23 protein-coding genes and 1 pseudogene are annotated in these 21581 nt (G+C 47.9%); 19 read left to right on the top strand and 5 right to left on the bottom strand.

All coding sequences use genetic code 11. The features are described from left to right. Window positions 1–85: 85 nt before the first annotated feature. Window positions 86–1021, bottom strand: coding sequence for an iron-hydroxamate ABC transporter substrate-binding protein (locus AXI59_RS08095; protein ID WP_061527885.1), 936 nt, complete (start codon window positions 1019–1021; stop codon window positions 86–88). A 242-nt stretch (window positions 1022–1263) separates the two neighbouring features. Here AXI59_RS08095 and AXI59_RS08100 point away from each other — a divergent pair, with 242 nt between their 5' ends. Genes AXI59_RS08100 through AXI59_RS08110 form a run of 3 tightly spaced genes read left to right on the top strand, consistent with a single transcriptional unit; the run spans window position 1264 to window position 4133 of the window. Next, a complete protein-coding gene (locus AXI59_RS08100) occupies window positions 1264–2301 on the top strand; it encodes a FecCD family ABC transporter permease (RefSeq protein ID WP_205632583.1) in 1038 nt (345 codons plus the stop codon). Then, window positions 2301–3311: a FecCD family ABC transporter permease gene (locus tag AXI59_RS08105; protein WP_061527887.1), complete on the top strand. Its 1011-nt coding sequence runs from the start codon at window positions 2301–2303 to the stop codon at window positions 3309–3311. The genes AXI59_RS08100 and AXI59_RS08105 overlap by 1 nt, the downstream gene beginning before the upstream one ends. Before the next feature lie 18 nt (window positions 3312–3329). After that, a complete protein-coding gene (locus AXI59_RS08110; protein WP_061527888.1) occupies window positions 3330–4133 on the top strand; it encodes an ABC transporter ATP-binding protein in 804 nt (267 codons plus the stop codon). 33 nt (window positions 4134–4166) lie between these two features. Here the strand turns inward: AXI59_RS08110 and AXI59_RS08115 are convergent, their stop codons facing one another. From AXI59_RS08115 to AXI59_RS19275, 3 genes are all read right to left on the bottom strand, one after another. Beyond that, the gene (locus AXI59_RS08115) at window positions 4167–4586 is read right to left on the bottom strand and encodes a regulatory YrvL family protein (RefSeq protein WP_061522130.1); all 420 of its coding nucleotides are present in this window, start codon (window positions 4584–4586) and stop codon (window positions 4167–4169) included. Between the two features lie 66 nt (window positions 4587–4652). Further along, window positions 4653–5813: an oxalate decarboxylase family bicupin gene (locus tag AXI59_RS08120; protein ID WP_061522131.1), complete on the bottom strand. Its 1161-nt coding sequence runs from the start codon at window positions 5811–5813 to the stop codon at window positions 4653–4655. A 120-nt stretch (window positions 5814–5933) separates the two neighbouring features. After that, window positions 5934–6089, bottom strand: a complete 156-nt coding sequence (locus AXI59_RS19275) for a YvrJ family protein (protein ID WP_064485277.1) — start codon at window positions 6087–6089, stop codon at window positions 5934–5936. 241 nt (window positions 6090–6330) lie between these two features. Between AXI59_RS19275 and AXI59_RS08125 the strand changes: the two genes are divergently transcribed. From AXI59_RS08125 to AXI59_RS08145, 5 genes and pseudogenes are all read left to right on the top strand, one after another. Then, window positions 6331–6867: a sigma-70 family RNA polymerase sigma factor gene (locus tag AXI59_RS08125; RefSeq protein ID WP_156476245.1), complete on the top strand. Its 537-nt coding sequence runs from the start codon at window positions 6331–6333 to the stop codon at window positions 6865–6867. Beyond that, a pseudogene (rsoA, locus tag AXI59_RS08130) lies at window positions 6864–7099 on the top strand (sigma-O factor regulator RsoA). Before AXI59_RS08125 ends, rsoA begins: the two are co-directional and overlap by 4 nt. A gap of 170 nt (window positions 7100–7269) precedes the next feature. After that, the gene (locus AXI59_RS08135; RefSeq protein WP_061527889.1) at window positions 7270–7989 is read left to right on the top strand and encodes a response regulator transcription factor; all 720 of its coding nucleotides are present in this window, start codon (window positions 7270–7272) and stop codon (window positions 7987–7989) included. After that, window positions 7986–9728, top strand: coding sequence for a HAMP domain-containing sensor histidine kinase (locus AXI59_RS08140; RefSeq protein ID WP_061527890.1), 1743 nt, complete (start codon window positions 7986–7988; stop codon window positions 9726–9728). Before AXI59_RS08135 ends, AXI59_RS08140 begins: the two co-directional genes overlap by 4 nt. A gap of 63 nt (window positions 9729–9791) precedes the next feature. After that, complete coding sequence (locus tag AXI59_RS08145) at window positions 9792–10670, top strand: SMP-30/gluconolactonase/LRE family protein (protein ID WP_061527891.1); 879 nt, start codon at window positions 9792–9794, stop codon at window positions 10668–10670. Between the two features lie 55 nt (window positions 10671–10725). Here the strand turns inward: AXI59_RS08145 and AXI59_RS08150 are convergent, their stop codons facing one another. Then, window positions 10726–11517 (bottom strand): SDR family NAD(P)-dependent oxidoreductase, encoded by a 792-nt coding sequence (locus AXI59_RS08150; protein WP_061527892.1) that lies wholly within the window; start codon window positions 11515–11517, stop codon window positions 10726–10728. A gap of 188 nt (window positions 11518–11705) precedes the next feature. Between AXI59_RS08150 and AXI59_RS08155 the strand changes: the two genes are divergently transcribed. The 11 genes from AXI59_RS08155 to liaR all read left to right on the top strand — a co-directional run bounded on the left by AXI59_RS08155 (window position 11706) and on the right by liaR (window position 21548). Beyond that, window positions 11706–12650, top strand: a complete 945-nt coding sequence (locus AXI59_RS08155; RefSeq protein ID WP_061527893.1) for an ABC transporter substrate-binding protein — start codon at window positions 11706–11708, stop codon at window positions 12648–12650. Then, window positions 12613–13659, top strand: coding sequence for a FecCD family ABC transporter permease (locus AXI59_RS08160; RefSeq protein ID WP_061527894.1), 1047 nt, complete (start codon window positions 12613–12615; stop codon window positions 13657–13659). Before AXI59_RS08155 ends, AXI59_RS08160 begins: the two co-directional genes overlap by 38 nt. After that, a complete protein-coding gene (locus AXI59_RS08165) occupies window positions 13656–14885 on the top strand; it encodes an ABC transporter ATP-binding protein (protein WP_061527895.1) in 1230 nt (409 codons plus the stop codon). Before AXI59_RS08160 ends, AXI59_RS08165 begins: the two co-directional genes overlap by 4 nt. A gap of 3 nt (window positions 14886–14888) precedes the next feature. Next, on the top strand, window positions 14889–15458 hold the full coding sequence (locus tag AXI59_RS08170) for a cob(I)yrinic acid a,c-diamide adenosyltransferase (protein WP_061527896.1): 570 nt from the start codon (window positions 14889–14891) through the stop codon (window positions 15456–15458). Between the two features lie 162 nt (window positions 15459–15620). Beyond that, complete coding sequence (locus tag AXI59_RS08175; protein WP_061527897.1) at window positions 15621–16889, top strand: MFS transporter; 1269 nt, start codon at window positions 15621–15623, stop codon at window positions 16887–16889. Window positions 16890–17043: 154 nt separating this feature from the next. After that, complete coding sequence (locus tag AXI59_RS08180; RefSeq protein ID WP_061522142.1) at window positions 17044–17424, top strand: hypothetical protein; 381 nt, start codon at window positions 17044–17046, stop codon at window positions 17422–17424. A gap of 13 nt (window positions 17425–17437) precedes the next feature. Next, a complete protein-coding gene (liaH, locus tag AXI59_RS08185) occupies window positions 17438–18115 on the top strand; it encodes a stress responsive protein LiaH (protein WP_061522143.1) in 678 nt (225 codons plus the stop codon). A gap of 104 nt (window positions 18116–18219) precedes the next feature. Beyond that, window positions 18220–19089: a LiaG family protein gene (liaG, locus tag AXI59_RS08190; protein WP_061522296.1), complete on the top strand. Its 870-nt coding sequence runs from the start codon at window positions 18220–18222 to the stop codon at window positions 19087–19089. 38 nt (window positions 19090–19127) lie between these two features. After that, window positions 19128–19859, top strand: a complete 732-nt coding sequence (gene liaF, locus AXI59_RS08195; RefSeq protein ID WP_061527898.1) for a cell wall-active antibiotics response protein LiaF — start codon at window positions 19128–19130, stop codon at window positions 19857–19859. Next, entirely contained in the window at window positions 19856–20938 is a 1083-nt protein-coding gene (gene liaS / locus AXI59_RS08200) for a two-component system sensor histidine kinase LiaS (protein WP_061527899.1), read from the top strand. The genes liaF and liaS overlap by 4 nt, the downstream gene beginning before the upstream one ends. Next, window positions 20916–21548, top strand: coding sequence for a two-component system response regulator LiaR (gene liaR / locus AXI59_RS08205; RefSeq protein WP_061527900.1), 633 nt, complete (start codon window positions 20916–20918; stop codon window positions 21546–21548). The genes liaS and liaR overlap by 23 nt, the downstream gene beginning before the upstream one ends. The last annotated feature ends 33 nt before the right edge of the window (window positions 21549–21581 follow it).

The following is a 21581-nucleotide window of genomic DNA, read 5'->3' on the forward strand; positions in this document are numbered from 1 at the left end:
ATCCAAATTTGTAAATTTTAGCATAAATAAATTTCTTTGTCAAGATATTTACGGAAAAAGAGCCGCTGTTTTAGCGGCTCTCCGGTTACTTCGTTAAACTTTTCGTCATGTAGTCAAGCTGGCCCTCAAGTGAGATCGGATCAGAGAAATAGAAGCCGATCGGGTCAATATGGTACACATGCTTTTGTTTCACGGCATCGAGGTTTTTCCAAATCGGGCTGTCGAGTACGCCTGTGTCGCCGCCCGCCTGCCACGGTCCCATAAAGATATAGTCTCCGGCGAAGTCAGGAAGTTTTTCAAGTGAAATGCTGGCATAGCCAGGTCCTTGATTAATAGCTTTTTCCTTCGTCAGCTTTGTAGCATTGAGCCCCAGTTTGTCGTAAATGATGCTTCCGCCCCGGCCGAAGTCTTTACCGAATACGTAAATATCTTTGCCGTTTGTCTGCATAATGGAGATGGTTTTCGAGCCGACCGCTTTATGAACCTTTGTTTTAGCGGCTGCGGTTTTTTTATCCCATTCGGCGAGCCATTTGTCGGCTTTATCTTCCGTGCCTGTCATTTTCGCAAATTCTTTGAACTGGTCTATGTTGTTCAGCTTGTCATATTTGATGGCAACCGTCGGAGCGATTTTTTCAAGTTTTTCTATATCTGCGCCCTGTGTCGTCCAGACGACGATTAAATCAGGCTTTAAGTCGACGATTTTTTCAACGGATGTGCCGTCGCCGATATTTGTAACGCCCTTTGTTTTTCCTTTGTAGTAAGGGTTTTTAAATACGTTTTCCGGCGCGCCGACAACGTTGATGCCGAGCTGTTTAAAGTCGCCGTAGTAGCCGTCAGCCATGACGACGACCCGTTTCGGATGCTTCGGAATTTTGATATTGCCGTTTTCGGCTTTATATGTGACGGTTTCTTCTTTTTGAGAAGAACCTTTCGTGTCTGATGAATTTCCGCAGGCGGCCAAAGCGGCGATGAGCAATACGGCAATGAGCGCTGCGCCGATCTTCTTGTATGTATAGAACATCTGTCATTCCCTCTTTCATAGATTATGGGTGATAAAGAGAATCATTATCAATGTGATTATATCATTGCGGTTTCAGAGAAGCACGCTATTTTTTAAAGAAATCTTTCTTTTTTATATGAATTTAGTCCTTACAAGGGAAGGTAAAGATGCTATACTGAAAAAAGTCATTGATAATCATTATCACTATTGTCGTTTTGAGAAAGGAAGAACGAGTGTTGGGTCTATTGAAAAAGAAACAGACAATGACGGCTCAAGGTGCTTCAGGGAGCGAAATTCAGTGGACGGCGCGTTCCTTCAGAGCGGTCATTTTGCTTTGTGCAGGTATTGCCGTCTTACTGATCGGCGCAGCTCTTTCCGTTTCTGTCGGGGCTGCTGACATTCATCTTCGGACGGTGTGGGATGCTCTCTTTCACTTTCAGCCGCAAAATACATCCCATCAGATCGTACGTGATCTGAGGCTGCCGAGAACTGCCGCTGCCGCTTTGGTCGGGGCTTTTTTAGCTGTGTCCGGGGCTATTATGCAAGGGCTGACGCGAAACCCGCTGGCTGAGCCTTCCATTATGGGAGTGACATCAGGGTCAGGATTTGCAATCGCTTTGGCGTTTGCTTTTTTTCCGGCATTGTCTGCCGCCGGGCTTGTATTATGGTCCTTCGCTGGTGCGGGCATCGGGGCTCTGGCGGTTTTTGGCATCGGCATGTTTTCTAAAGGCGGGCTGACACCGGTGAAGCTTGCGCTGGCCGGTACGGCCGTCGGCTATTTTTTAACGGGGCTGTCAAGCGCGATTGCGATCCGTTTCGATGTCGCCCAAGATGTGAAGTTTTGGTATGCCGGCGGAGTCGCATCCGTGAAATGGCAGGGCGTGCAGCTGCTTTTGGTTGTCGGGGCCGTTGGATTGGTGCTCGCATTTCTCATTGCGCGTTCAGTAACGGTGCTCAGTTTAGGGGAGGAGCTGGCCAAGGGGCTCGGGCAATACACAGCGCTCGTGAAAGTCGTCGGAATGCTTGTCGTCGTCCTGTTAACGGGCGTTTCTGTCTCAGTCGCCGGAGCCATTTCCTTTATCGGCCTGGTCATTCCGCATATCACCCGTTTTTTGGTCGGGGTTGATTACAGGTGGATTATTCCTTGTTCAGCGGTTTTCGGCGCTGTCCTGCTTGTGTTCAGTGATATTGCTGCAAGACTCGTGAATGCGCCGTTTGAAACACCGGTCGGCGCTTTGACCGCCCTCATCGGCGTTCCCTTTTTCTTTTATTTGGCGCGCAGGGAAAGGAGAGGGCTGTAATGAAAACAAAAACGAAAAAACCGCTGGCCGTTATGGCCGTTACGTTTCTTCTTATATTAATCGTCTTTTTTATCAGCTTAAACATGGGCGTCATCCGCATCGCTCCTTTAGAGACGATTCGTGTCTTTTTCGGACAGGGAGACGCCCGCGACCAGCTTGTTTTATTTGAATTCAGATTGCCGCGAATGGTGCTGTCCTTATTGGTCGGCGCCGGAATTGCTGCGGCAGGCGCGATTTTTCAAAGCGTCTCTCAAAATGATTTGGCGGAGCCCGGAATTCTCGGCATTAATGCCGGGGCTTCCCTGTCCGTTGTACTGTTTATTTTCTTTTTCCAGGGGACCGCTGCTGATTTAAGCATGTTCAGCACGTGGCTGCTGCCGGTAAGTGCGTTGGCCGGAGCCTTTCTCGCCGCTCTTCTCATCTATGTCCTGGCCTGGAAAAAAGGAGTCTCGCCGGTTCGGCTCATTTTAGTCGGGATTGGCGTAAATGCGGGATTTAACGCTCTATTGCTGATTTTCCAGCTGAAAATGGCGCCGCAAGACTTCATGCAGGCGCTGGTGTGGATTTCCGGCTCGATTTGGAATGCCAATTGGAAGATGGTGCTGTCCATTTTGCCGTGGCTTTTGATTCTTTTGCCGTTCAGCCTCTATAAAGCCCGGTATTTAAATGTGCTCCAGCTTGGAGATCAGCTGGCAACGGGGCTTGGAACAGCGGTTGAAAAGGAACGGCGCATTTTGCTGATTGCTGCCGTTGCGCTGGCCGCTTCATGCGTCGCTACTGCTGGCGGAATCGCATTTCTCGGCTTGATTGCGCCGCATTTGGCAAGAAGGCTTACAGGCCCGCGCCATCAAACGCTTATCCCCGTTTCCGCTTTAATCGGCGCGTTTTTATTTCTGCTGGCTGATACGCTGGCGAGAAATGTACTCGCTCCGTCGGAGGTTCCGGTCGGTTTGGTGATTTCCGTGCTCGGAGCGCCGTATTTTATTTATTTGCTGATGAAAACGAAATAAAGGAGGGAGACTGCTGCGATGAACTCATTATTGGCAGAACAGCTTACTGTCGGTTATGGCGACCGTTTGATTGCGAAAGACTTGCATATCGCCATACCAAAGGGAAAAATCACAACGTTAATCGGTCCTAACGGCTGCGGAAAATCGACGGTTCTTAAAACGATGTCCAGAATCATGCGTCCGAAAACGGGCGCCGTCTATTTAAACGGACAGGCGATCATGAAAATGTCTACGAAGGATATAGCGAAGGAAATGGCGATCCTTCCGCAGACGCCTGAAGCGCCGAGCGGGCTGACCGTATACGAACTTGTCTCCTACGGCAGGTTCCCGCATCAGTCCGGAATGGGGCGCCTGAGTGAAAAAGACCGCGAAATGATCAAGTGGGCCCTTGAGGAGACGGGAATGGCCTCCTTTCACGACCGTCCGATCGAGGTGCTATCAGGAGGACAGCGGCAGCGTGTATGGATTGCCATGGCGCTTGCTCAAGAAACAGAGCTGCTTCTTCTCGATGAACCGACCACATATCTAGATCTTGCCCATCAGCTTGAAATTTTGCAGCTGCTGGATAAATTAAATAAAGAACAGGGCCGCACCATTTTGATGGTTATTCATGATTTGAACCATGCCGCACGTTTTTCCCATTATATGATCGCGCTTAAAAAAGGGCGGGTCATGAAGGAAGGGACTGCGGAGGAAGTCATGACACCCGGCATTTTGGAAGAGGTCTTTCATATTGACGCGCAAATCGTAAAAGATCCGCGCACGAACAAACCCGTTTGCTTAACCTACGATTTAATCGAGCATGAAAGCGTAACGGTGTAACGCAAAAAACGCAGCCATCCGGCCTGCGTTTTTTTAGTGTTCCCGTGTGTTTTTATGGCCGGAAAAGCATTTATCCAAAACAAAAAAAACAGCGGCTACAATCAGCTCCTCCGTCGTCGACAGCCAAATGTCCCCAACCAGCTCATCTGTCATATAGGCGGTCATCCAGAGAAATAACAGCTGCACGGTGCTTGCTAAAAGGATAAAAGACAGCCTGCCCGTTTGAAAAAAAGTGAAGCTATGTATCATCAGCCGCTCAAGCGGTTCAAAGCATAATCCGAGAAAGATAAAAAGCACGGCAAAAAGCAGGACGTACGCAATTGATCCATAGCTTGTCCCGGCTAAAGAAAACACTGTCATCATTACGATAAAATAACCGAATAATACGGCTGCCGCAGCTGCTGTATATTGAAGCACTTGAAGAAGAAACACTTTCGGGGTTTGAGTGATCATCAGTTCAGCTCCTTTTCACACAGAGGAAACTTGCAGAGGCGGAACTCTGCAAGTCCATTTGTGTCTTTATTTTTTCTTTTTCACAACAGGATGTTTTTCTTTTGAAAGGATATCCGTAAAGTCTTTGCCTAATTCAAGGTGCTGCTGAACGAATGTCTCAGGAAGCATGGCGAGCCATTGGTTCAGTGACACATCGGCATAGTGATCATCCTTAAAGATTTCTAAGAAGACAAGCGGCTCATCTCCAAGGTTCTCAACATAGTGGCCCATCGCGAATGGAACGTAACCGACATCGCCCGCCTGATAGTTAAAGGTTCTCGCATGGCCGTCAGAAGCAAACACCGTCATACGCGCTTTGCCGGAAATATAATATTGCCATTCATGCGTATTCGGATGCCAGTGCAACTCCCTCATTGCGCCGGGTTCTACAACAACGAGCGCGGAAGCAATTGTTTTTGACACTTTGAAGTTTGCAGAATCGGCGATATATACTTTACCGCCGTCTGTTTCCGCAGTCGGCCCTTCATCAAGCAGACGGTACGTGAATGGGTAAGGCGGTTCGCCGTTCGGCCCTTCTGTAATATCATCCTTCAGGCAGCCCGGAACCGGTTCTTCAAAGATATATTTTTCTTTCGCCGGAAGATTAGCAAGCTCTTTCTCCGTTACCCCGAAGTTATTCGCGATGACATCCAAAGGCGTATGGGCAAGCCAGTCTGTTAATTGGAACGTACTATTTTCAGAGAATGACCCGTCATCAAAGACAAGCAGGAATTCACAGCCTTCTTTAAGCCCCTGAATGGAGTGGGGAAGACCTGACGGGAAGTACCATAAATCCCCTTCCTTCACATCATCGATAAAGCTGCGGCCTTGTTCATCAACAATGGTAATGCGCGCTTTCCCTGTCATCATATAAGCCCATTCCGCTTCCTTATGCCAGTGAAGCTCGCGAATCGCCCCTGGTTTTAAACGCATGTTGACAGAAGCCAGATTTTTTGAGATCGGCAGCTCGCGCACGGTTACCTCACGGGCGTAACCGCCTTTTTCTAACCGGTTGTGAACATCTGAGAACGAGAATTTCATGTTGTCGACTGTACCGTGATCTGTTTCCGGCGGCACCAGCATATCAGGGTTTTGGCGGTCCCTTTCAAGGTTTCGGGGAATGGTGACTGTAGCCCCTTTGTCTCCTCTGATCGGCTGCGGGATATTGCCGTTGTTTTCTTTTGACATGTAAATCGTCCCCTCTCAAACTATGTTTTTTTGCCAGAAAGAGAATGTGAAAGGCCTTTCGTTTTCCCTTCTGCTTAGTTAAGTGATGCGTTCCGATGAAAAGTCAACTTCGTTCGAAAATTAATTTTTCATCTTCTGGTCTTTCAGTTCCGTCATCAGCTCGATCAGGTGGTCAAACTTTTTCTCAAACCGGGTGAGAAGGTACATGGCAATCAGTGCGGGGAAACCGAGATTGCCGATTTGTCTCACAACTTCTTCTATAAAAACCTGATCCATCTCCTACCACCTCCTGTCTTGATCTGTAGTCATGTATATAAGTGAAAGATAGAACGGATATCGTAAACCTGAAAGCCCGGGAGCGGTTCTTTTTTTGTCCGATAAAAAACTGGGCCATAAGGGATAAGAAACCTTAGGCGGAAAGGAGTAGTTTACTTTTTTTGCTTTCTTTCATTTAATGTAACTAGGAGGCGGTTTTATGGACTATCAAGTTCTTTTACGGTCAAAATGCAAGGAAATTATGAAACACCCTATTGTTAAACATTTTTTGAGCAACCCCCAGCATTACGAGCAGTTCAAAAATGTGATGGAACACTCAAATGAGAAGGATGCAAAATCACTGGACGAAAATTTTAAGCAGTTTTATAAGGAAATCCGGATCATTAAATATATGAACTCGATGATCCGGATTTTCTCCATCGACTTTGACAAGCGCATCCGTAAAAACCAAAAGCGGTATCCGCTGACGGTTGATCAGCCGGAAGGAGGCGAACCGCTTCCCTATGAAATGGGGAAAGACGCATATGAAGAGTTTTTGCGGCAGCAGGGGGATTTGAGCCAGCACGTCCAAAACCGGGACTTGTACGAAGCGCTTCAAACATTAACCGATAAACAAAAAAGTGTATTAACGAACATTTACCTTCACGGGGCAACAATGAAGGAGATTGCCGAGTCGTTAGGCGAATCCAGGCAAAACATTTCCAATATTCACAAAAAGGGGCTGGACAATCTCAGAAAACAGCTGGACAAGCAAAAAAAGGGGGAAAAGGAGCAGTGAACGGGCCATTTGAATGCAACAAAGAGAAAACAGATCATGACGAAATGGAATACTTCATTTCGCGTTTTTCACCAATGATAAAAAAAAACTGAACAATACTTCTTACCAGGAAAGAGAGGATTTGGAACAGGAACTGAAGATCAAGATATTTGAGAAAGCGGACATGCTGTTATGTCAGGAAGTACCGGGATTTTGGGAATTTATTCTTCATCTTATTAATGAAAGCTCCTGAGGCGAACGGCGGCTTCAACTATACTCTGCCATCACACACGAGAAAAACGAGAGCAGCTGTCCGGTCTCGTTTTTCTTTTCTGTGCCCCGTAATACCTCCGCACTAAAAAAGTACCAAATCTCATCCATATAATGATATGATGAAAAAAACAGAGAGAAAGGAACGTCAAAGTGGAAAATGCGTCAATTTTAATTGTAGACGATGAGAAGGCGATTGTTGATATGGTTAAACGCGTTCTCATCAAAGAAGGCTATCATAACGTAAAGTCGGCCGGAAGCGCTGAGGAAGCCATAGAGCATGTCAAGCATGAAAGCGTCGATCTGCTTGTGCTGGATGTCATGATGGAAGGGATGTCCGGTTTTGAAGCGTGCACGGAAATACGAAACTATACCGACGCTCCGATCTTTTTTCTGACTGCCCGGTCATCTGACGCGGACAAGCTGTCAGGATTTGCATTGGGAGCAGATGATTATATAACGAAACCGTTTAACCCGCTCGAATTGGCGGCGCGCATCAGAGCGCACTTAAAGAGAACATATAAGCGGGAAGATAAAGAGGCGGAAAAGACGTATTCATACGGCTATTTTTCATATTCACCGCAAAACGCCGAGCTGATTGTCGGCGGCCAGCCCGTCAGCTGCTCCGCGCAGCTTCTGCAATTGCTGCAGTTTTTCTGCGAGCATCCCAATGTGGTGCTCTCAAAGGATCAAATCTATGAAAAAGTATGGGGATATCCGTCTTACGGTGACAACAATACGGTCATGGTGCACATCCGTAAGCTAAGAGAAAAGATTGAGAAGGACCCAAGCAATCCGGATTATATCGTGACCGTTCGCGGCCTCGGCTACCGGTTCATTCCCGATCAAGGAGAAAAAGGAACCGAATCATGAGGATGCGCGGGAAATTTCTGCTCCATTTTTTCGGGCAGCTGCTGCTTGTCATCCTGCTGATTACCGCCATGGCCATCGCTTCGTTTTTCTATTTGGATTGGCGCTTCAGTGAAGCTGAAGCCAACGCCGGCCTCACAAAAGCGACGGCTGACTCCTTTGAAGCATGGCTTGATAAAAATGAGGACGGATCATGGGAGGTCGATGAATTTTTAAAGATGTCGGTCAGAAAACAGCATGGCTGGCTTCAAATTATTAATGACCAGGAGAAAACAGATTACGCTTACCGTGTGCCAAGAGATGTGCCGAGCCATTACAGCAGAAAAGAGCTCTTATCCATTTATCAGAATAGAAATTTTGACAACTACAAGCTGAACTATTGGACAGTCACGATTAATGATGAGACCTATTTAATTTTGTTTGGCTGGAAATCTGCCAGTGAACAGCTCTTCACGTACATCGAGTCACATGAACCATCTCTTTCTTCCCTTACTCAATACAAAAAAAGCACAAAAGATTTTATTAAACGGGAAAAAGGCGCGGTGTATCTTCTTGAGGCCAACGGCAGACTGCTCGGAGATATCAACAGCACGAAAAAAGAGCGGGAAAATATAAATGAGCTCGAGCTTTTGAAATACAGTTCAAAGCCGTGGAATTATAAGCGGGAATTTTCCTTTAAAAGAATTGATAAAACAAAATGGATGGTCGCGACAGTTCCGAATCCCGTTTATATTCCCGATCATGAATTTAATAAATCATTTTTGAAAAATGTGCTGAAAACCCTGTTTCTGCTGATCGGAGTTTTGGTTTTCATGATTTGCATGCTGACGATTTGGTATTCCTTCCGTTTCGGATGGCCGCTTTTTCACACGATCAGATGGCTCGTCAACTTATCGAAAGGCCGGCTTGAGGAGCCGCGCAACCGAAAAGGCCGCCCTGTCAGCAAAAACAAAAAAGGCAAAACAAAGCATCCGTTCCGCTTTTTCTCCGAGATTTTCGAATCAATGGATCAGCTGACCGACACGCTGAAACGGGACAAGGAAAACAGGGAAAAAATTCAGACGACAAGGGAAGAATGGATCGCCGGTCTGTCCCATGATTTAAAAACGCCGCTCAGTACGATTTACGGCTACAGCATGATGCTGGAGTCGAAGCAATACGACTGGACGCCGGAAGAAGTCAAAGAAATGGGGCAGATCGTCAGAGAAAAATCAGAATATATGTCTAAGCTGATTGAGGACTTAAACTTAACGTACCGGCTGAAAAACGCCGCTCTGCCAATCGAAAGAAGAATGATCAGCGTCGTTCCCTTTATCAGAAACGTCACGAATGATTTTACGAAAAATACATTTTCAGAAGGCTATGACATTACATTTTCTACGAAAGATGAAGACATTCTTTTCGCGATTGACGAAGCATGGTTCCGCCGCATCCTGGAGAATCTGCTGGCGAATGCTGTGAAGCATAATAAGAAAGGAACCGCCATTCAGGTCGTACTTGAGGAATCCGCAGAACAGCTCATTCTGAAGGTAAAGGATAACGGCAGAGGAATGGACGAAGAAACCATCCATCAGCTGTTTAACCGCTATTACCGCGGAACGAATACGAAGGGTCCGTCAGAAGGCACGGGGCTCGGGCTTGCGATTGCCAAGGAGCTCGTTCATCTCCATAACGGAACCATCCATGTCAACAGCAGAATCAATGCAGGAACGGTAATTACGATTCTTTTAAAAAAAGATTGAGTTTGGACGCCGCTTTGTCGGGAATAACAATAAGAGAACGACGAGCAAATGAGGTGTGCAAACATGGAAGCAGCATTACAAGCAGATACGAGAGCAGTCATCGGAGAAGGCCCTTTATGGGACAAGGAGAAAGAATGCCTGTACTGGGTAGATATATTGGGCAGCCAGCTCCATATGTTCACCCCGGCTGACGGAATAAACCGTTCCGTTAAATTTAAATCGTTTGTGACGGCGCTTGCTTTGTATTCAAAGGAAGAATTGGTCATGACGATGAAAGATGGATTTTATCTTTATCATCTTCAGGAAGATACATTGACGAAAATGAAGCGGCCGAAGGACATGCGGGACGGCATCCGCTTCAATGACGCGAAATGTGATCCGTCCGGAAGGCTTTGGGCGGGAACGACGAGTATGGAAGGTAAGGAGGAGGAGGCTTCGCTGTACCGGTTAAACACGGACGGCAGCCTAGTGAAAATCAAGGATCAAGTCTCCACCTCCAACGGATTGGACTGGGATCGGAATCGAAACCTGATGTACTATATCGATACCCCGACACAGGAAATCGTCTGCTACACATACGATCCTGAAACCGGAGATGTATCGGATCCTAAAACCGTCTACCGGTTTCCAAAATCGGACGGGTCTCCTGACGGAATGACCATTGACCAAAACGGGATGCTGTGGGTGGCTTTATTCGGAGGCGGACGGGCCGTTCAGATTGACCCGTTTCAGCATAAAGAAATCGCGTCGATTGACGTTCTCGCAAAATATGTCACCTGCTGCGCCTTCGGAGGCAAAGAGCTGAAAACGTTGTATATTACGACGGCGACGGAAAAAATGACGGAAGCCGAGAGACTCGAACAGCCGCACGCTGGCGGCCTGTTTTCGATCGAGCTTGAGACTGGGGGCTGGGAGCCGGTCCCTTTTGCAGGCATTGTATAAAAAAGCCCGGGCACCTTGGGGGACTGTCCCCCTTGTGCTGGGCTTTTTGTATGGGTTAAATGGAGCGGATAATGCCGCCTTCGACCCTTTGCGCGGTGCCGTTAATGGCAGAAGCCGTCTCAGACGCGAGAAATACAATCGTGTTGGCTACTTCTTCAGGAGTGGTGTAACGCTGAATGAGCGATGTCGGCTCGTTCACTTTGAAATAATCTTTCACAAAGGTATCCGTATCTTCACCGGCAGCCTTTGCAGCTCCTTCCATGTAGGAAGCGACGCCCTCGGTCCAAGTAGGCCCCGGCAGCACGGAATTGACGGTGACTTTTGTGCCCTTTGTCATTTCCGCCATTCCTCGGGATAAACTGATTAAGGCTGTTTTAGTCATTGAATAAGGAATCATTTGTGCAAGCGGTTTGACACCTGCTTCACTGGAAATGTTCAAAATCCGGCCGCTGTTTCTCTCGAGCATTTGCGGCAGATAGCGGCGGCACAGGCGGACGGCGCTCATGACATTCACCTCGAAATACCGGCTCCATTCTTCATCCGTCACCTCAGCAAAATCCTTCACTTCAAAAAAGCCGAGGTTATTGACGAGAATATCCACTTCTCCGATGCGGCTGACCTGTTTTATCAGCTCGTCGGCCTCCTCTTGGCGTGATAAATCGGCGGCAATGCCGTGAACCGTCCCGTAAGCGGAAAGCTCTTCAACCGTCCGTTCAACGGTGTCTTTTTTTCTCCCGTTCACAATCACTGCGGCTCCTTCGGCTAAAAAGCATTTCGCGGCGGCTTTTCCGATGCCGGAAGTTGACCCTGTAATGAGAACGAGCTTCTGTTCAAGCTGTAATTGCATGATGATCCTCCCTTTTGCGCGATAATGTAACAGTATACACGATGGATTTTAGTGTTTACGAACAACCTGCTTTCATGTAAAAAGGACTGATATACAAGCTTGACAGACATATAGTATAATTACTGCGAAAAAAGGATACGAATGTCAGAGGGACAAATCGTTTATCATAAGCAGGGGGAGTATAAAAAATGAAAAAAATCACCGCAATCTGGACGGCGCTGCTTGTCACCGCGTTCCTGATCGTCGGCTGTTCCGGCGGCCATGAAGAAGGAAGCCAGACCAAACAAAAGGCCGTCTCAACCGAGGCATTCCCGGTAACCGTCAAGGATGCCGCAAATGAAAAAGTAACCATTCAGAAGGAACCGAAAAAAATCGTTTCGCTGATGCCGAGCAATACCGAAATTACATACGCTCTGGGACTTGGAGATAAGGTCGTCGGCGTCACGACAAATGATACATATCCAAAGGAAACAAAAAAAATCGCGAAAGTCGGAGATATGAATATTAACGCAGAGAAGGTGATCGCGCTGAAACCTGATCTCGTGCTGGCCCACGCGTCATCCATGTCCGCTTCGGCTGATGCGATGAAGCAATTAAAAGATGCAGGAATTACCGTCCTGACGGTCAATGACGCGCAATCGTTCCAAGATGTGTACAAGTCTATTCATATGATCGGAAAAGCGGCCGGCAAAGAGAAGGAAGCAGACCGCTTAGTCGGAAAAATGAAATCAGACCTTTCTGCCATAGAAAAAAAGGCGGATTCTATTTCTGAAAAAGATGAAAAGAAAGTATTCGTCGAAGTGTCTCCTGACGTCTATACGACGGGCAAAGGCACATTTATGAATGAAATGCTTGAGGATATACACGCGAAAAACGCCGCCGGCAGCCAAACCGGATGGGTGCAGCTGACGGATGAAGCGATTGTAAAACTGAATCCTGATGTCATCATAACGACGGACGGCGTAAAAGCCGCTGAAGTGGAAAAACGCGCCGGCTGGGGCGCCATCAATGCGGTGAAAGACCATCGTGTATATTCGGTTGATCCTGACCTTGTCACACGTTCAGGCCCGCGCCTTGTAAAAGGGGTCGAGAAACTTGCAGAAAGCGTTTATCCTGACACGTTTAAAAAATAACCGCGCACTGGCATATACGGTAAGCCTTTTGTTTTTAGCGATCTGTATGCTGCTCGGCATCTCGATCGGGAGCCTGCATATTCCTGTATCCGATGTCGTTATGATCGGAATCGGCCGGACGTCTTCGGTTGATCCTATGTACACAAATATTATGATGAATATCCGTTTGCCGAGAGTCGTCCTGGCAGCTCTTGTCGGAGCAGCGCTTTCGATCGCGGGGGCGGCCTTTCAGGGGCTTTTGAAAAATCCGCTCGCTGATTCGTATACGCTCGGCGTTTCCTCAGGGGCCTCCGCGGGAGCTGTCCTGACCTTGTTTTTCGGTATTCAGCTGCCTTTCTTCGGACGATTTACACTGCCGGTTATCAGTGTCGCCGCAGCTCTTGCGGTCATGGCGGCGGTGCTGTTTTTCAGCCGGCTCGTCCATGCGTCCATGTCTGTTTCGACGCTCATTTTGACCGGCATTATCATGAATTCATTTTTAGGCGCCCTCATTTCTCTTGTGATCGCCTTAACGGGAAATGATCTGCTGCCGATCGTCCGCTGGCTGTTAGGGAGCGTGTCGATGAGGGGCTGGGGCTATGTCGCGCTGTTTCTGCCTTTTTTTCTGGCCGGGACGGCGCTTTTGCTCATCAACGGGAGAGAATTGAACGTCATGACCTATGGAGAGGAAAAGGCGAGGCTTTTGGGCGTCAGTGTCCAGAGGAGAAAATTTCTCATGATCATTGCCGGGTCTCTGCTGACGGGAGGAGCTGTGGCCGTATCTGGAACCATCGGTTTTGTCGGCCTGGTCATTCCGCATGTGACACGGCTTTTGTGGGGAACGGACCATCGCCATTTGCTTCCGCTGTCTGCATTGACGGGCGCCGGTTTTCTCATTCTGGCAGACTTGTTTTCCCGGACCGTGATTGAACCGGTCGAATTGCCGATCGGCATTATGACAGCCTTGGCGGGAGCGCCCGTATTTGCGCTGATTCTGCTTCGTCAGCATCATGGGGGGAAACGTTTATGATAGAGGTTAACAGCCTGTCCGGAGGGTACGGGGAACGGCTGATTGTGAAGGATGTAAGCTTTACGGCTGAAAAGGGTGAATTTCTGGGAATTCTCGGGCCGAACGGATCCGGGAAAACAACACTTATGAAATTGCTGACAGGAATGATGGCTCCGGAAAAAGGGGATGTGCTTCTCTGCGGCAGGCCCGTCGGCGCATATAAGCCGAGGGAGCTTGCGAAAATCATGGCCGTTTTGCCGCAGCAAACAGAACAAGCTTTTACATTTACCGTGAAAGAAACGGTGTCCTTCGGCAGATACCCTTTTCAAAAAGGCCTATTCAGGCAGACGAATCAAAAAGACGAAGAAATCGTTCAAGAAGCGATGGAAATGGCAGGCATCGCTCAATATGCGCACCAATCCGTTCGGCATCTGAGCGGCGGAGAACGGCAGCGTGTCTATTTGGCTCAAGCCTTGGCCCAGCAGCCGAATATTTTATGCCTGGACGAGCCGACGACATTTCTCGATCTCAAGTACCAAAAAGGCCTGCTCGATATCGTAAAGCGGCTGACGAGAGAAAAAGGGCTTACGGCAGTCAGTATTTTTCACGACCTTAATGCCGCAAGCCAATACTGTGATCATCTGCTGATGATGAAAGAAGGCTGTGCTTATCCGAAACAAACGCCGGAGCAAGCCTTGACGAAACAGAAAATCGAAGACATATACGGTACAAACGTCAGCGCTGTTCATCAGGAAACGTCGCCTAAACCGCTAATCACGCTTGTATCGGAGGATGGGAATCAAAAAGGAGCGGAACCCGTTCCTTTTTCATCACTCATAAACAAAAGCGGAAATACTGTGACACTGCATACAGACCAACCGCTGAGAATATTGTCAACGGCGGCTGACGGCTCAGGTTTCTCATGGAGCCGCCGGCTTATGAGCACATGCGGCGAAAAAGAGAGCGATTATGTTTGCCTCACGTTTGATTCGGTCTGCATTACCGTGACAGCACGTCACAGCCTTTGGGTGCTGATCAGCGGCTCTTTATCTGATCAAGCGTTTGCAAGGTTTTTAATGGCGGCGAGCGAAGCGAGAGCGCAAGCCCTTTGCGGCAAACAAGCAAAAGGCGATATTGTCATTGCCGCTTCGCAAACCGGACATGAACTGGATGTAAGCCATGCGGAGCAGGTGATCCGCCGCGGCGTGAGGCAATGCGTAAAAGAAGCGGAAGAAGGAGGGATGTAGCCCATGAGGCTGTATACGAAAACAGGCGATAAAGGCCAAACAAGTCTGATCGGCGGAAGAACGGACAAAGACAGTCTCCGGGTCGAAAGCTACGGGACGATTGATGAACTGAACAGCTTTGTCGGACTCGCGCTTGCGGAGCTTTCCTGCTGCCCGGACTGCAGTGATCTGCAAGCCGAGCTGCAAAACATTCAGCACGAGCTGTTTGACTGCGGCGGCGACTTGGCGGCTGTTACCGAACATAAGGAATACAAATTGAAAGATGAAGCGGTTTCCGTTTTGGAAACCTGTATTGACCGTTACACGGCTGAAGCGCCGCCGATTGAGAAATTCATTCTGCCTGGCGGGCATAAGGCGGCTGCGCAGCTTCATATCGCGCGGACCATCACGAGACGGGCGGAGCGGATCGTGGTGAAACTGAGAAAAACTGAAGATATAAACGAAGCGGTGCTGCGTTACTTGAACCGCCTGTCAGATTATTTCTTTGCGGCGGCGAGAGCAGTGAACGCAAGACAAGGCGTCAAGGATATCGAGTATGAAAGAAGCGCAGCCGTATTCCGAGACGATAAATAAGCTTTTCGCAGCCGGTACATTCGCCATGCCGGCTGTTTTTTTATTTATCGCTCAATTGATCCCCTATTGCCCGTAGGAAAATGTATCTTATGCATTATTGACTGAAAAATGAAACAATGAGATATTGTAAGAAACATTGTAAAAAAATGGGGGATTTGATAGATGGATACATATAATAAGAGCGAGAGCATCTGGCATAAAAATTTCACCTTTCTGTTTATCTCCAGGCTTATCAAATTGTCAGGTGACGGTTTTGCCTTCAATTCAATTCTTTGGTTTTTAATTTTTGACGGGGAAGGCGCGATCGGCACAGCGCTTTTAATTGCTGTCACTTTTCTTCCGGAGGCGATGCTGGCGCCGATTACCGGGCCTTTTATGAAGCAGCATACGCTGAAATTCTGGATGTATTTTTCTGATATTACACGGGCCGCGGTCGTTTTAATCATTCCGATCTGTTATTTCAACGGTTTTTCTCCCTTATGGTTTGTCATGCTTCTGATGATTGTCCATTCGGCGACTGGCGCTGCCTATAATCCCGCCTCAATTTCTTTAATCCCCAATATTGTCGGAGAAAACAGCCTGCAAAAAGCGAATGCGGTTATTCAGTCATCCGGCCAGATCGTGAGGCTTGCCGCGATTACGTTAAGCGGGGTGTTTTTGACTTTTATCAGTCCCGTCTATTCCATGTTTATTGCACTTATTTTCTATCTTCTATCAGGTTTTCTCGTTCTTTTTATTACATATCAAGTGAATCAGGCAAAAACGGAAGCTGTCGCCGTCAAACAGCGGGGTACATATTTTGGCAGGCTCAAACGGGGCTTCACCCTTGTCAGAAAGCACCAGATTTTATTTCCGCTTGCGATTTACTGTATTTTCATGAATTTTGCGGCCGCTCCGTGGGAAGCGCTCTCGGCTGTATATGTCGCGGAGGAATTAAACATGCCGCCGCTTGTTTTCTCTCTTCTGAAGGCGACGGGCACCGGGGGAGCGTTTTTAATGGGATTTATTCTGGCTAAGGTGAAGGTGAACAAATACGGGCTCTTATTTGTATCGGCAGGGATCATTGAAGGAGCCGCGTTTTTTATCACAGGCATAAACACGTTTTTGCCGCTCGTATTCTTCGCAGCCTTTGCGTTCGGTTCTGCGGTCAGCGCCATCAACGTGCCGGAATATACCATTATCCAGACCTCTGTCGATCACGATGATCAGCCGCAAGTCTACGCGGTCATCCATATGATCTCTAATATCTCCATTCCGCTCGGCGCCGTCCTCTGCGGATATGCCGCAAATGCCTTCGGCTCCGGGAAAGTCATTGCGGCGGGCGGTTTGGTTGAAGTGCTTTCCGGTATCGGCATCTTGCTCTTTACGAAGCTGGCGAAAGCGGAACGCTCTGATTTAATCAGAGAAAAAGAAGCAAGCATCCGAATATAACATACTAAAAAACGCCGTTTCCAGCGGCGTTTTTTTATTTGGGGTCCGGGGCCTTATACGACTCCGGTCTGATGTGAAAATCAATCTCTGACTCGTTTTGCCGGCGATCCGTTTTGTTTATAGTAAAGACAAGGAAAACGAAAGGAGGATATACATGAATATAAATGTAAAAACTGCAGGCGGTTTTCTGCTTATCGTGTTTGGACTTTCCGTCTTTTTCGGAGGAGGCCATTTCGCATTTATCATTCCGCTTGCCATCGGCGGCCTCTTACTGTATTGGGGAATCAAACGCTTTTCAAAAGGCAGCGCCGTTACAGGTATGATCGCCGGATTAATCGGGGCGATGATTCTCGTCGCTTCTCTTCCGTTTATCGTTGCGATCGGTCTGGCGGGAGCCATGGTGTACTTTGGCTGGAAAATGATGAAGCAAGGCAGCTCATCAGCTGACGCCCGCTCATATGAGCCGGAAACGGCATCCCCCGGCTATCAATCTAATTTTGATTCAGAGTGGGAAGAATTTTTGAAGAAAAAATAAGGAGGAATAAAAAATGGTCTTAAAAAGAATAAGAGATATGTTCGTCGCATCTGTTAACGAAGGGTTGGATAAATTAGAAAATCCGAAAGTCATGCTGAATCAATATGTGCGTGATATGGAGAGTGACATCGCCAAGGCAAAACAAACGATTGTCAAACAGCACACGATCGTCCATCAGTTTAAGAAAAAGCAGGAAGATGCTCACGAAACGGCGGCTAAGCGGAAAAATCAAGCCCAGCTCGCTTTTGATGCCGGTGAGGAAGAGCTTGCGAAAAAAGCTCTGACTGAAATGAAATACCTGGAGGGTAAAGCGGCTGAACATGCAGAGGCCTATGAGCAGGCGAAAACACAGCTGGCCGAGCTGAAGGAACAGCTTGATACGCTTGAAACACGCCTTCGTGATGTAAAGGATAAAAAACAGGCGCTCATCGCCCGCGCTAATGCGGCAAAAGCGAAAGAGCATATGAATGCATCTTTCGATAAGATTGATAATGAGAGCGCCTACAGAGAGTTTCTGCGGGTTGAAAACCGCATTGAAGAAATGGAAGTCCGCGTAAAATACGGAAATTCCGCAGAGGCAAACACAGAATACAGCCGCTCGCAATATTCGGACGAGGTGGAGGCCGAGCTTGATAAGATGCGCTCGCTGTCCTTGAAAAAAACAGATCAGCCGACAGCTGTCAGTGAATAATGTGCAAAAGGGAAGATCGGCGTATAAAGCCTCTTCCCTATATGCACGTATCAATTATCCGGCTTTTCCTTTATAATAAAATGAATAAAAAAGGATGGAACGTAATGAAGCCCATGTTTGGCAAATTGCTGATTACGGCAGGCGTCCTCATTTGCTGCTTGTTTTTGGTGAAAGATGTTTTTGCAGAGCGGCTTTTTCCTCTGAATGGAACTGAAGCAGAATCGGCAAGCGTTTCGCCTCGGGAGATCAGCAGCCTGGCGGTTTCTTCGGAACAAATGGATGTGAAAATCATTGCCGAGACCCGCAACGACATTGCGGCACACGTCACAGGCCAATCCGGAAAACTGTTTGTCCGCAGTCAAGGCAAAACGTTAAACCTCACGGCAAAGGAAAAAGGCTTTCAATTTTTGAATGTCTTTCACCGCTCCATTTTAATCGTCCGCATTCCATATGAATATAAGCAGGACATTACCGTCCGCTCGTCAAGCGGAAACATTGAAGTTGACGGAAACAGGGGATTAGGCTTAGCTCACCTGGGCGTCCGTTCCTCAAGCGGCAGCATGACATTAAAGAAGGTCCGCGCTGAAACGTTTGAAGCGAAAGGATTATCAGGCCATCTGATTGCTTCCGATCTTGCCGCAAAAACCGCAAATGTCCGCTCATCCTCCGGAAATGTTAATTTGCATCATGTGGCGGGCGCTTTTAACGTGCTGGTTACTTCAGGAAATGTAAATGCATCGCTGCAAGAAGCAAATGCTCCTGCGTCCGTCAGGCTTACGAGCGGCAGCGCAGCAATCAGCCTGCCGAAAGACGGGGATTTTACGGTCAACGCCGAATCGGCAAGCGGAAATATCAAATCGTCTTATTCATTTGACGAGACACATCAAGAAGGCGAAAGGCTCACCGGCGTCAAAGGGAATGGCGCTCAGCCGATCGAAATAAAAGTCACAAGCGGGAATGTTGCGTTACAATAGACAAGATCGGCACTGGAAAGGAGGCGTAAGCAGCTGAAATGGCAAAAAAACAGATTCTCGGACTTATCATCGCCTTATTAGGCATCAGCATGTTCTTACGTATTATCGGCATCGGCGATTTCCTGTTTTGGCCGCTCTTTTTTCTGATTGCAGGCTATATTTTTAAAAAGTATTCCCGCAGCTGGTTCGGCTCCGTCCTGTATATCTTCGCCGCCTTTTTGTTTTTAAAAAACCTGTTCAGCGTCACGTTTAACCTGTTCGGCTATGCCTTCGCCGCCTTTCTCATTTACGCGGGCTACAGGCTTCTCAAAGGAAAGCGTGTGTTTGAGCATAAAGAGAAGAAAATCAATCTGGAAAAAGAAGAAGACCCGGAGCCTTCTTCCCAGCCGGACAGCAGACAACCGGATCTCCGCAGTTTTTTTATCGGCGAGCTCAGGATGATGAAGGACCCGTTTGATCTGAATGATTTAAATGTATCCGGTTTTATCGGTGATGTGAAAATCGACTTGTCAAAAGCCATCATTCCGGAAGGAGAAAGCACGATTACAATCAGCGGCGTCATCGGCAATGTAGATGTATACGTCCCGCCTGATATTGAAGTCGCCGTCAGCTCTTCCGCTTTTATCGGCGACATGAGTCTGCTCGGTTCTAAAAAAAGCGGTATGAGCACGAAGCTGTATACGGTATCCCCTGATTACGGCGATTCACCGCGGCGGATTAAAATATCAATTTCTTTATTTATCGGCGATGTGGATGTGAACTATTTATGAGGAAAAAAATACTCGCCAATATCCAGTGGCGCGCCATGCGGATGACAACGGGCATCAGCCTGCTCCTTTGCGCTGCGTTTATCACGCTGATGCTTTTATACTACCAGCTTGACCCGGTGCTGCTGCTTTCCTCCGGATGGTTCGGCATTCCGTTTGTTCTCATCCTGCTTTTAACGAGCCTTGCAGCCGGGCTGATCTCCGGATATATGTACGGAAACTACCTCAAAACGAGAATGGATAAGCTGATTGAAGCGATTTTAAAATTTGAAAACGGCAATTTTGCTTATCGGGTGCCGCCTCTCGGTGATGACGAAATCGGTTTGGCGGCAGACCAGCTCAACGAAATGGCCAAGCGGGTTGAGCTTCAAGTCACATCGCTGCAAAAGCTTTCGAACGAGCGGTCGGAATGGCAGGATCAAATGAAGAAATCGGTCATCTCTGAAGAACGCCAGCGGCTGGCGCGTGACCTTCACGATGCCGTCAGCCAGCAGCTGTTTGCCATCTCCATGATGACGTCCGCCGTCTTGGAACAGGTGAAAGACTCTGATGACAAAATCGTCAAACGGATAAAAATGGTCGAGCATATGGCGGGAGAGGCGCAAAACGAAATGAGGGCGCTGCTTCTTCACCTGAGGCCTGTCACGTTAGAAGGAAAAGGCCTGAAGGAAGGGCTGATTGAGCTGTTAAAAGAGTTCAAAGCAAAGCAGCCGCTTGATATTGAGTGGGATATCCGCGACACAGGTGTGTCAAAAGGTGTGGAAGATCATCTGTTCAGAATCGTCCAGGAGGCGCTTTCCAACGTATTCAGGCATTCCAAAGCGACAAAGGTCACAGTAAGGCTCGGCGCGAAACATCAGCAGCTGCAGCTTAAGGTGATTGATAACGGCGCGGGTTTTACGATGGATCAAGTAAAGGCTTCCTCTTACGGCTTACATTCTATTAAAGAAAGAGCCAGTGAAATCGGCGGTATAGCAGAAATCATTTCTGTAAAGGGAAAAGGCACACATGTCGACGTGAAAGTCCCGATTTATCGGAAACCAGAAGGAGAGAACGACAGTGATTCGAGTGTTACTAATTGACGATCATGAAATGGTCAGAATGGGACTGGCCGCGTTTTTAGAAACGCAGCCTGATATAGAAGTCATCGGCGAAGCATCAGACGGACAGCAGGGAGTCGACCTTGCCGCAGAGCTTTTGCCCGATGTGATCTTAATGGATCTTGTCATGGAAGGCATGGACGGCATTGAAGCGACGAAGCTCATCTGCGCCAGACTGGCAGATCCGAAAATCATCGTGCTGACAAGCTTTATTGATGACGACAAAGTATATCCGGTCATTGAGGCGGGAGCCCTCAGCTACTTGCTGAAAACATCCAAGGCCGCAGAAATAGCCGAAGCGATCAGAGCGGCTGCCAAGGGAGAGCCGAAGCTTGAATCGAAGGTTGCCGGAAAGGTGTTATCAAGACTGCGCCATTCAGAAAACACGCTTCCGCACGAAACGCTGACAAAAAGAGAGCTGGAAATCCTTTGCCTTGTCGCGGAAGGAAAGACGAATAAAGAAATCGGCGAAGAGCTTTTTATTACGATTAAAACGGTGAAAACCCACATTACGAATATATTATCAAAGCTTGACGTCAGTGACCGGACTCAGGCTGCGGTATACGCCCATCGCAATCATCTCGTGACATAAACGAAGGAGAGCCGCGAATGCACACTCTCCTCC

It is taken from the genome of Bacillus nakamurai (genome assembly GCF_001584325.1).
Taxonomy (GTDB): Bacteria; Bacillota; Bacilli; order Bacillales; family Bacillaceae; genus Bacillus; species Bacillus nakamurai.

Excerpts from the sequence above, each read along its gene's own strand:
- AXI59_RS08095 (WP_061527885.1), bottom strand. The coding sequence starts at position 1,021 with ATGTTCTATACATACAAGAAGATCGGCGCAGCGCTCATTGCCGTATTG.
- AXI59_RS08100 (WP_205632583.1), top strand. The coding sequence starts at position 1,264 with ATGACGGCTCAAGGTGCTTCAGGGAGCGAAATTCAGTGGACGGCGCGT.
- AXI59_RS08105 (WP_061527887.1), top strand. The coding sequence starts at position 2,301 with ATGAAAACAAAAACGAAAAAACCGCTGGCCGTTATGGCCGTTACGTTT.
- AXI59_RS08110 (WP_061527888.1), top strand. The coding sequence starts at position 3,330 with ATGAACTCATTATTGGCAGAACAGCTTACTGTCGGTTATGGCGACCGT.
- AXI59_RS08115 (WP_061522130.1), bottom strand. The coding sequence starts at position 4,586 with ATGATCACTCAAACCCCGAAAGTGTTTCTTCTTCAAGTGCTTCAATAT.
- AXI59_RS08120 (WP_061522131.1), bottom strand. The coding sequence starts at position 5,813 with ATGTCAAAAGAAAACAACGGCAATATCCCGCAGCCGATCAGAGGAGAC.
- AXI59_RS19275 (WP_064485277.1), bottom strand. The coding sequence starts at position 6,089 with ATGGATCAGGTTTTTATAGAAGAAGTTGTGAGACAAATCGGCAATCTC.
- AXI59_RS08125 (WP_156476245.1), top strand. The coding sequence starts at position 6,331 with ATGAAACACCCTATTGTTAAACATTTTTTGAGCAACCCCCAGCATTAC.
- AXI59_RS08140 (WP_061527890.1), top strand. The coding sequence starts at position 7,986 with ATGAGGATGCGCGGGAAATTTCTGCTCCATTTTTTCGGGCAGCTGCTG.
- AXI59_RS08145 (WP_061527891.1), top strand. The coding sequence starts at position 9,792 with ATGGAAGCAGCATTACAAGCAGATACGAGAGCAGTCATCGGAGAAGGC.
- AXI59_RS08150 (WP_061527892.1), bottom strand. The coding sequence starts at position 11,517 with ATGCAATTACAGCTTGAACAGAAGCTCGTTCTCATTACAGGGTCAACT.
- AXI59_RS08155 (WP_061527893.1), top strand. The coding sequence starts at position 11,706 with ATGAAAAAAATCACCGCAATCTGGACGGCGCTGCTTGTCACCGCGTTC.
- AXI59_RS08165 (WP_061527895.1), top strand. The coding sequence starts at position 13,656 with ATGATAGAGGTTAACAGCCTGTCCGGAGGGTACGGGGAACGGCTGATT.
- AXI59_RS08170 (WP_061527896.1), top strand. The coding sequence starts at position 14,889 with ATGAGGCTGTATACGAAAACAGGCGATAAAGGCCAAACAAGTCTGATC.
- AXI59_RS08175 (WP_061527897.1), top strand. The coding sequence starts at position 15,621 with ATGGATACATATAATAAGAGCGAGAGCATCTGGCATAAAAATTTCACC.
- AXI59_RS08180 (WP_061522142.1), top strand. The coding sequence starts at position 17,044 with ATGAATATAAATGTAAAAACTGCAGGCGGTTTTCTGCTTATCGTGTTT.
- liaH (WP_061522143.1), top strand. The coding sequence starts at position 17,438 with ATGGTCTTAAAAAGAATAAGAGATATGTTCGTCGCATCTGTTAACGAA.
- liaG (WP_061522296.1), top strand. The coding sequence starts at position 18,220 with ATGAAGCCCATGTTTGGCAAATTGCTGATTACGGCAGGCGTCCTCATT.
- liaF (WP_061527898.1), top strand. The coding sequence starts at position 19,128 with ATGGCAAAAAAACAGATTCTCGGACTTATCATCGCCTTATTAGGCATC.
- liaS (WP_061527899.1), top strand. The coding sequence starts at position 19,856 with ATGAGGAAAAAAATACTCGCCAATATCCAGTGGCGCGCCATGCGGATG.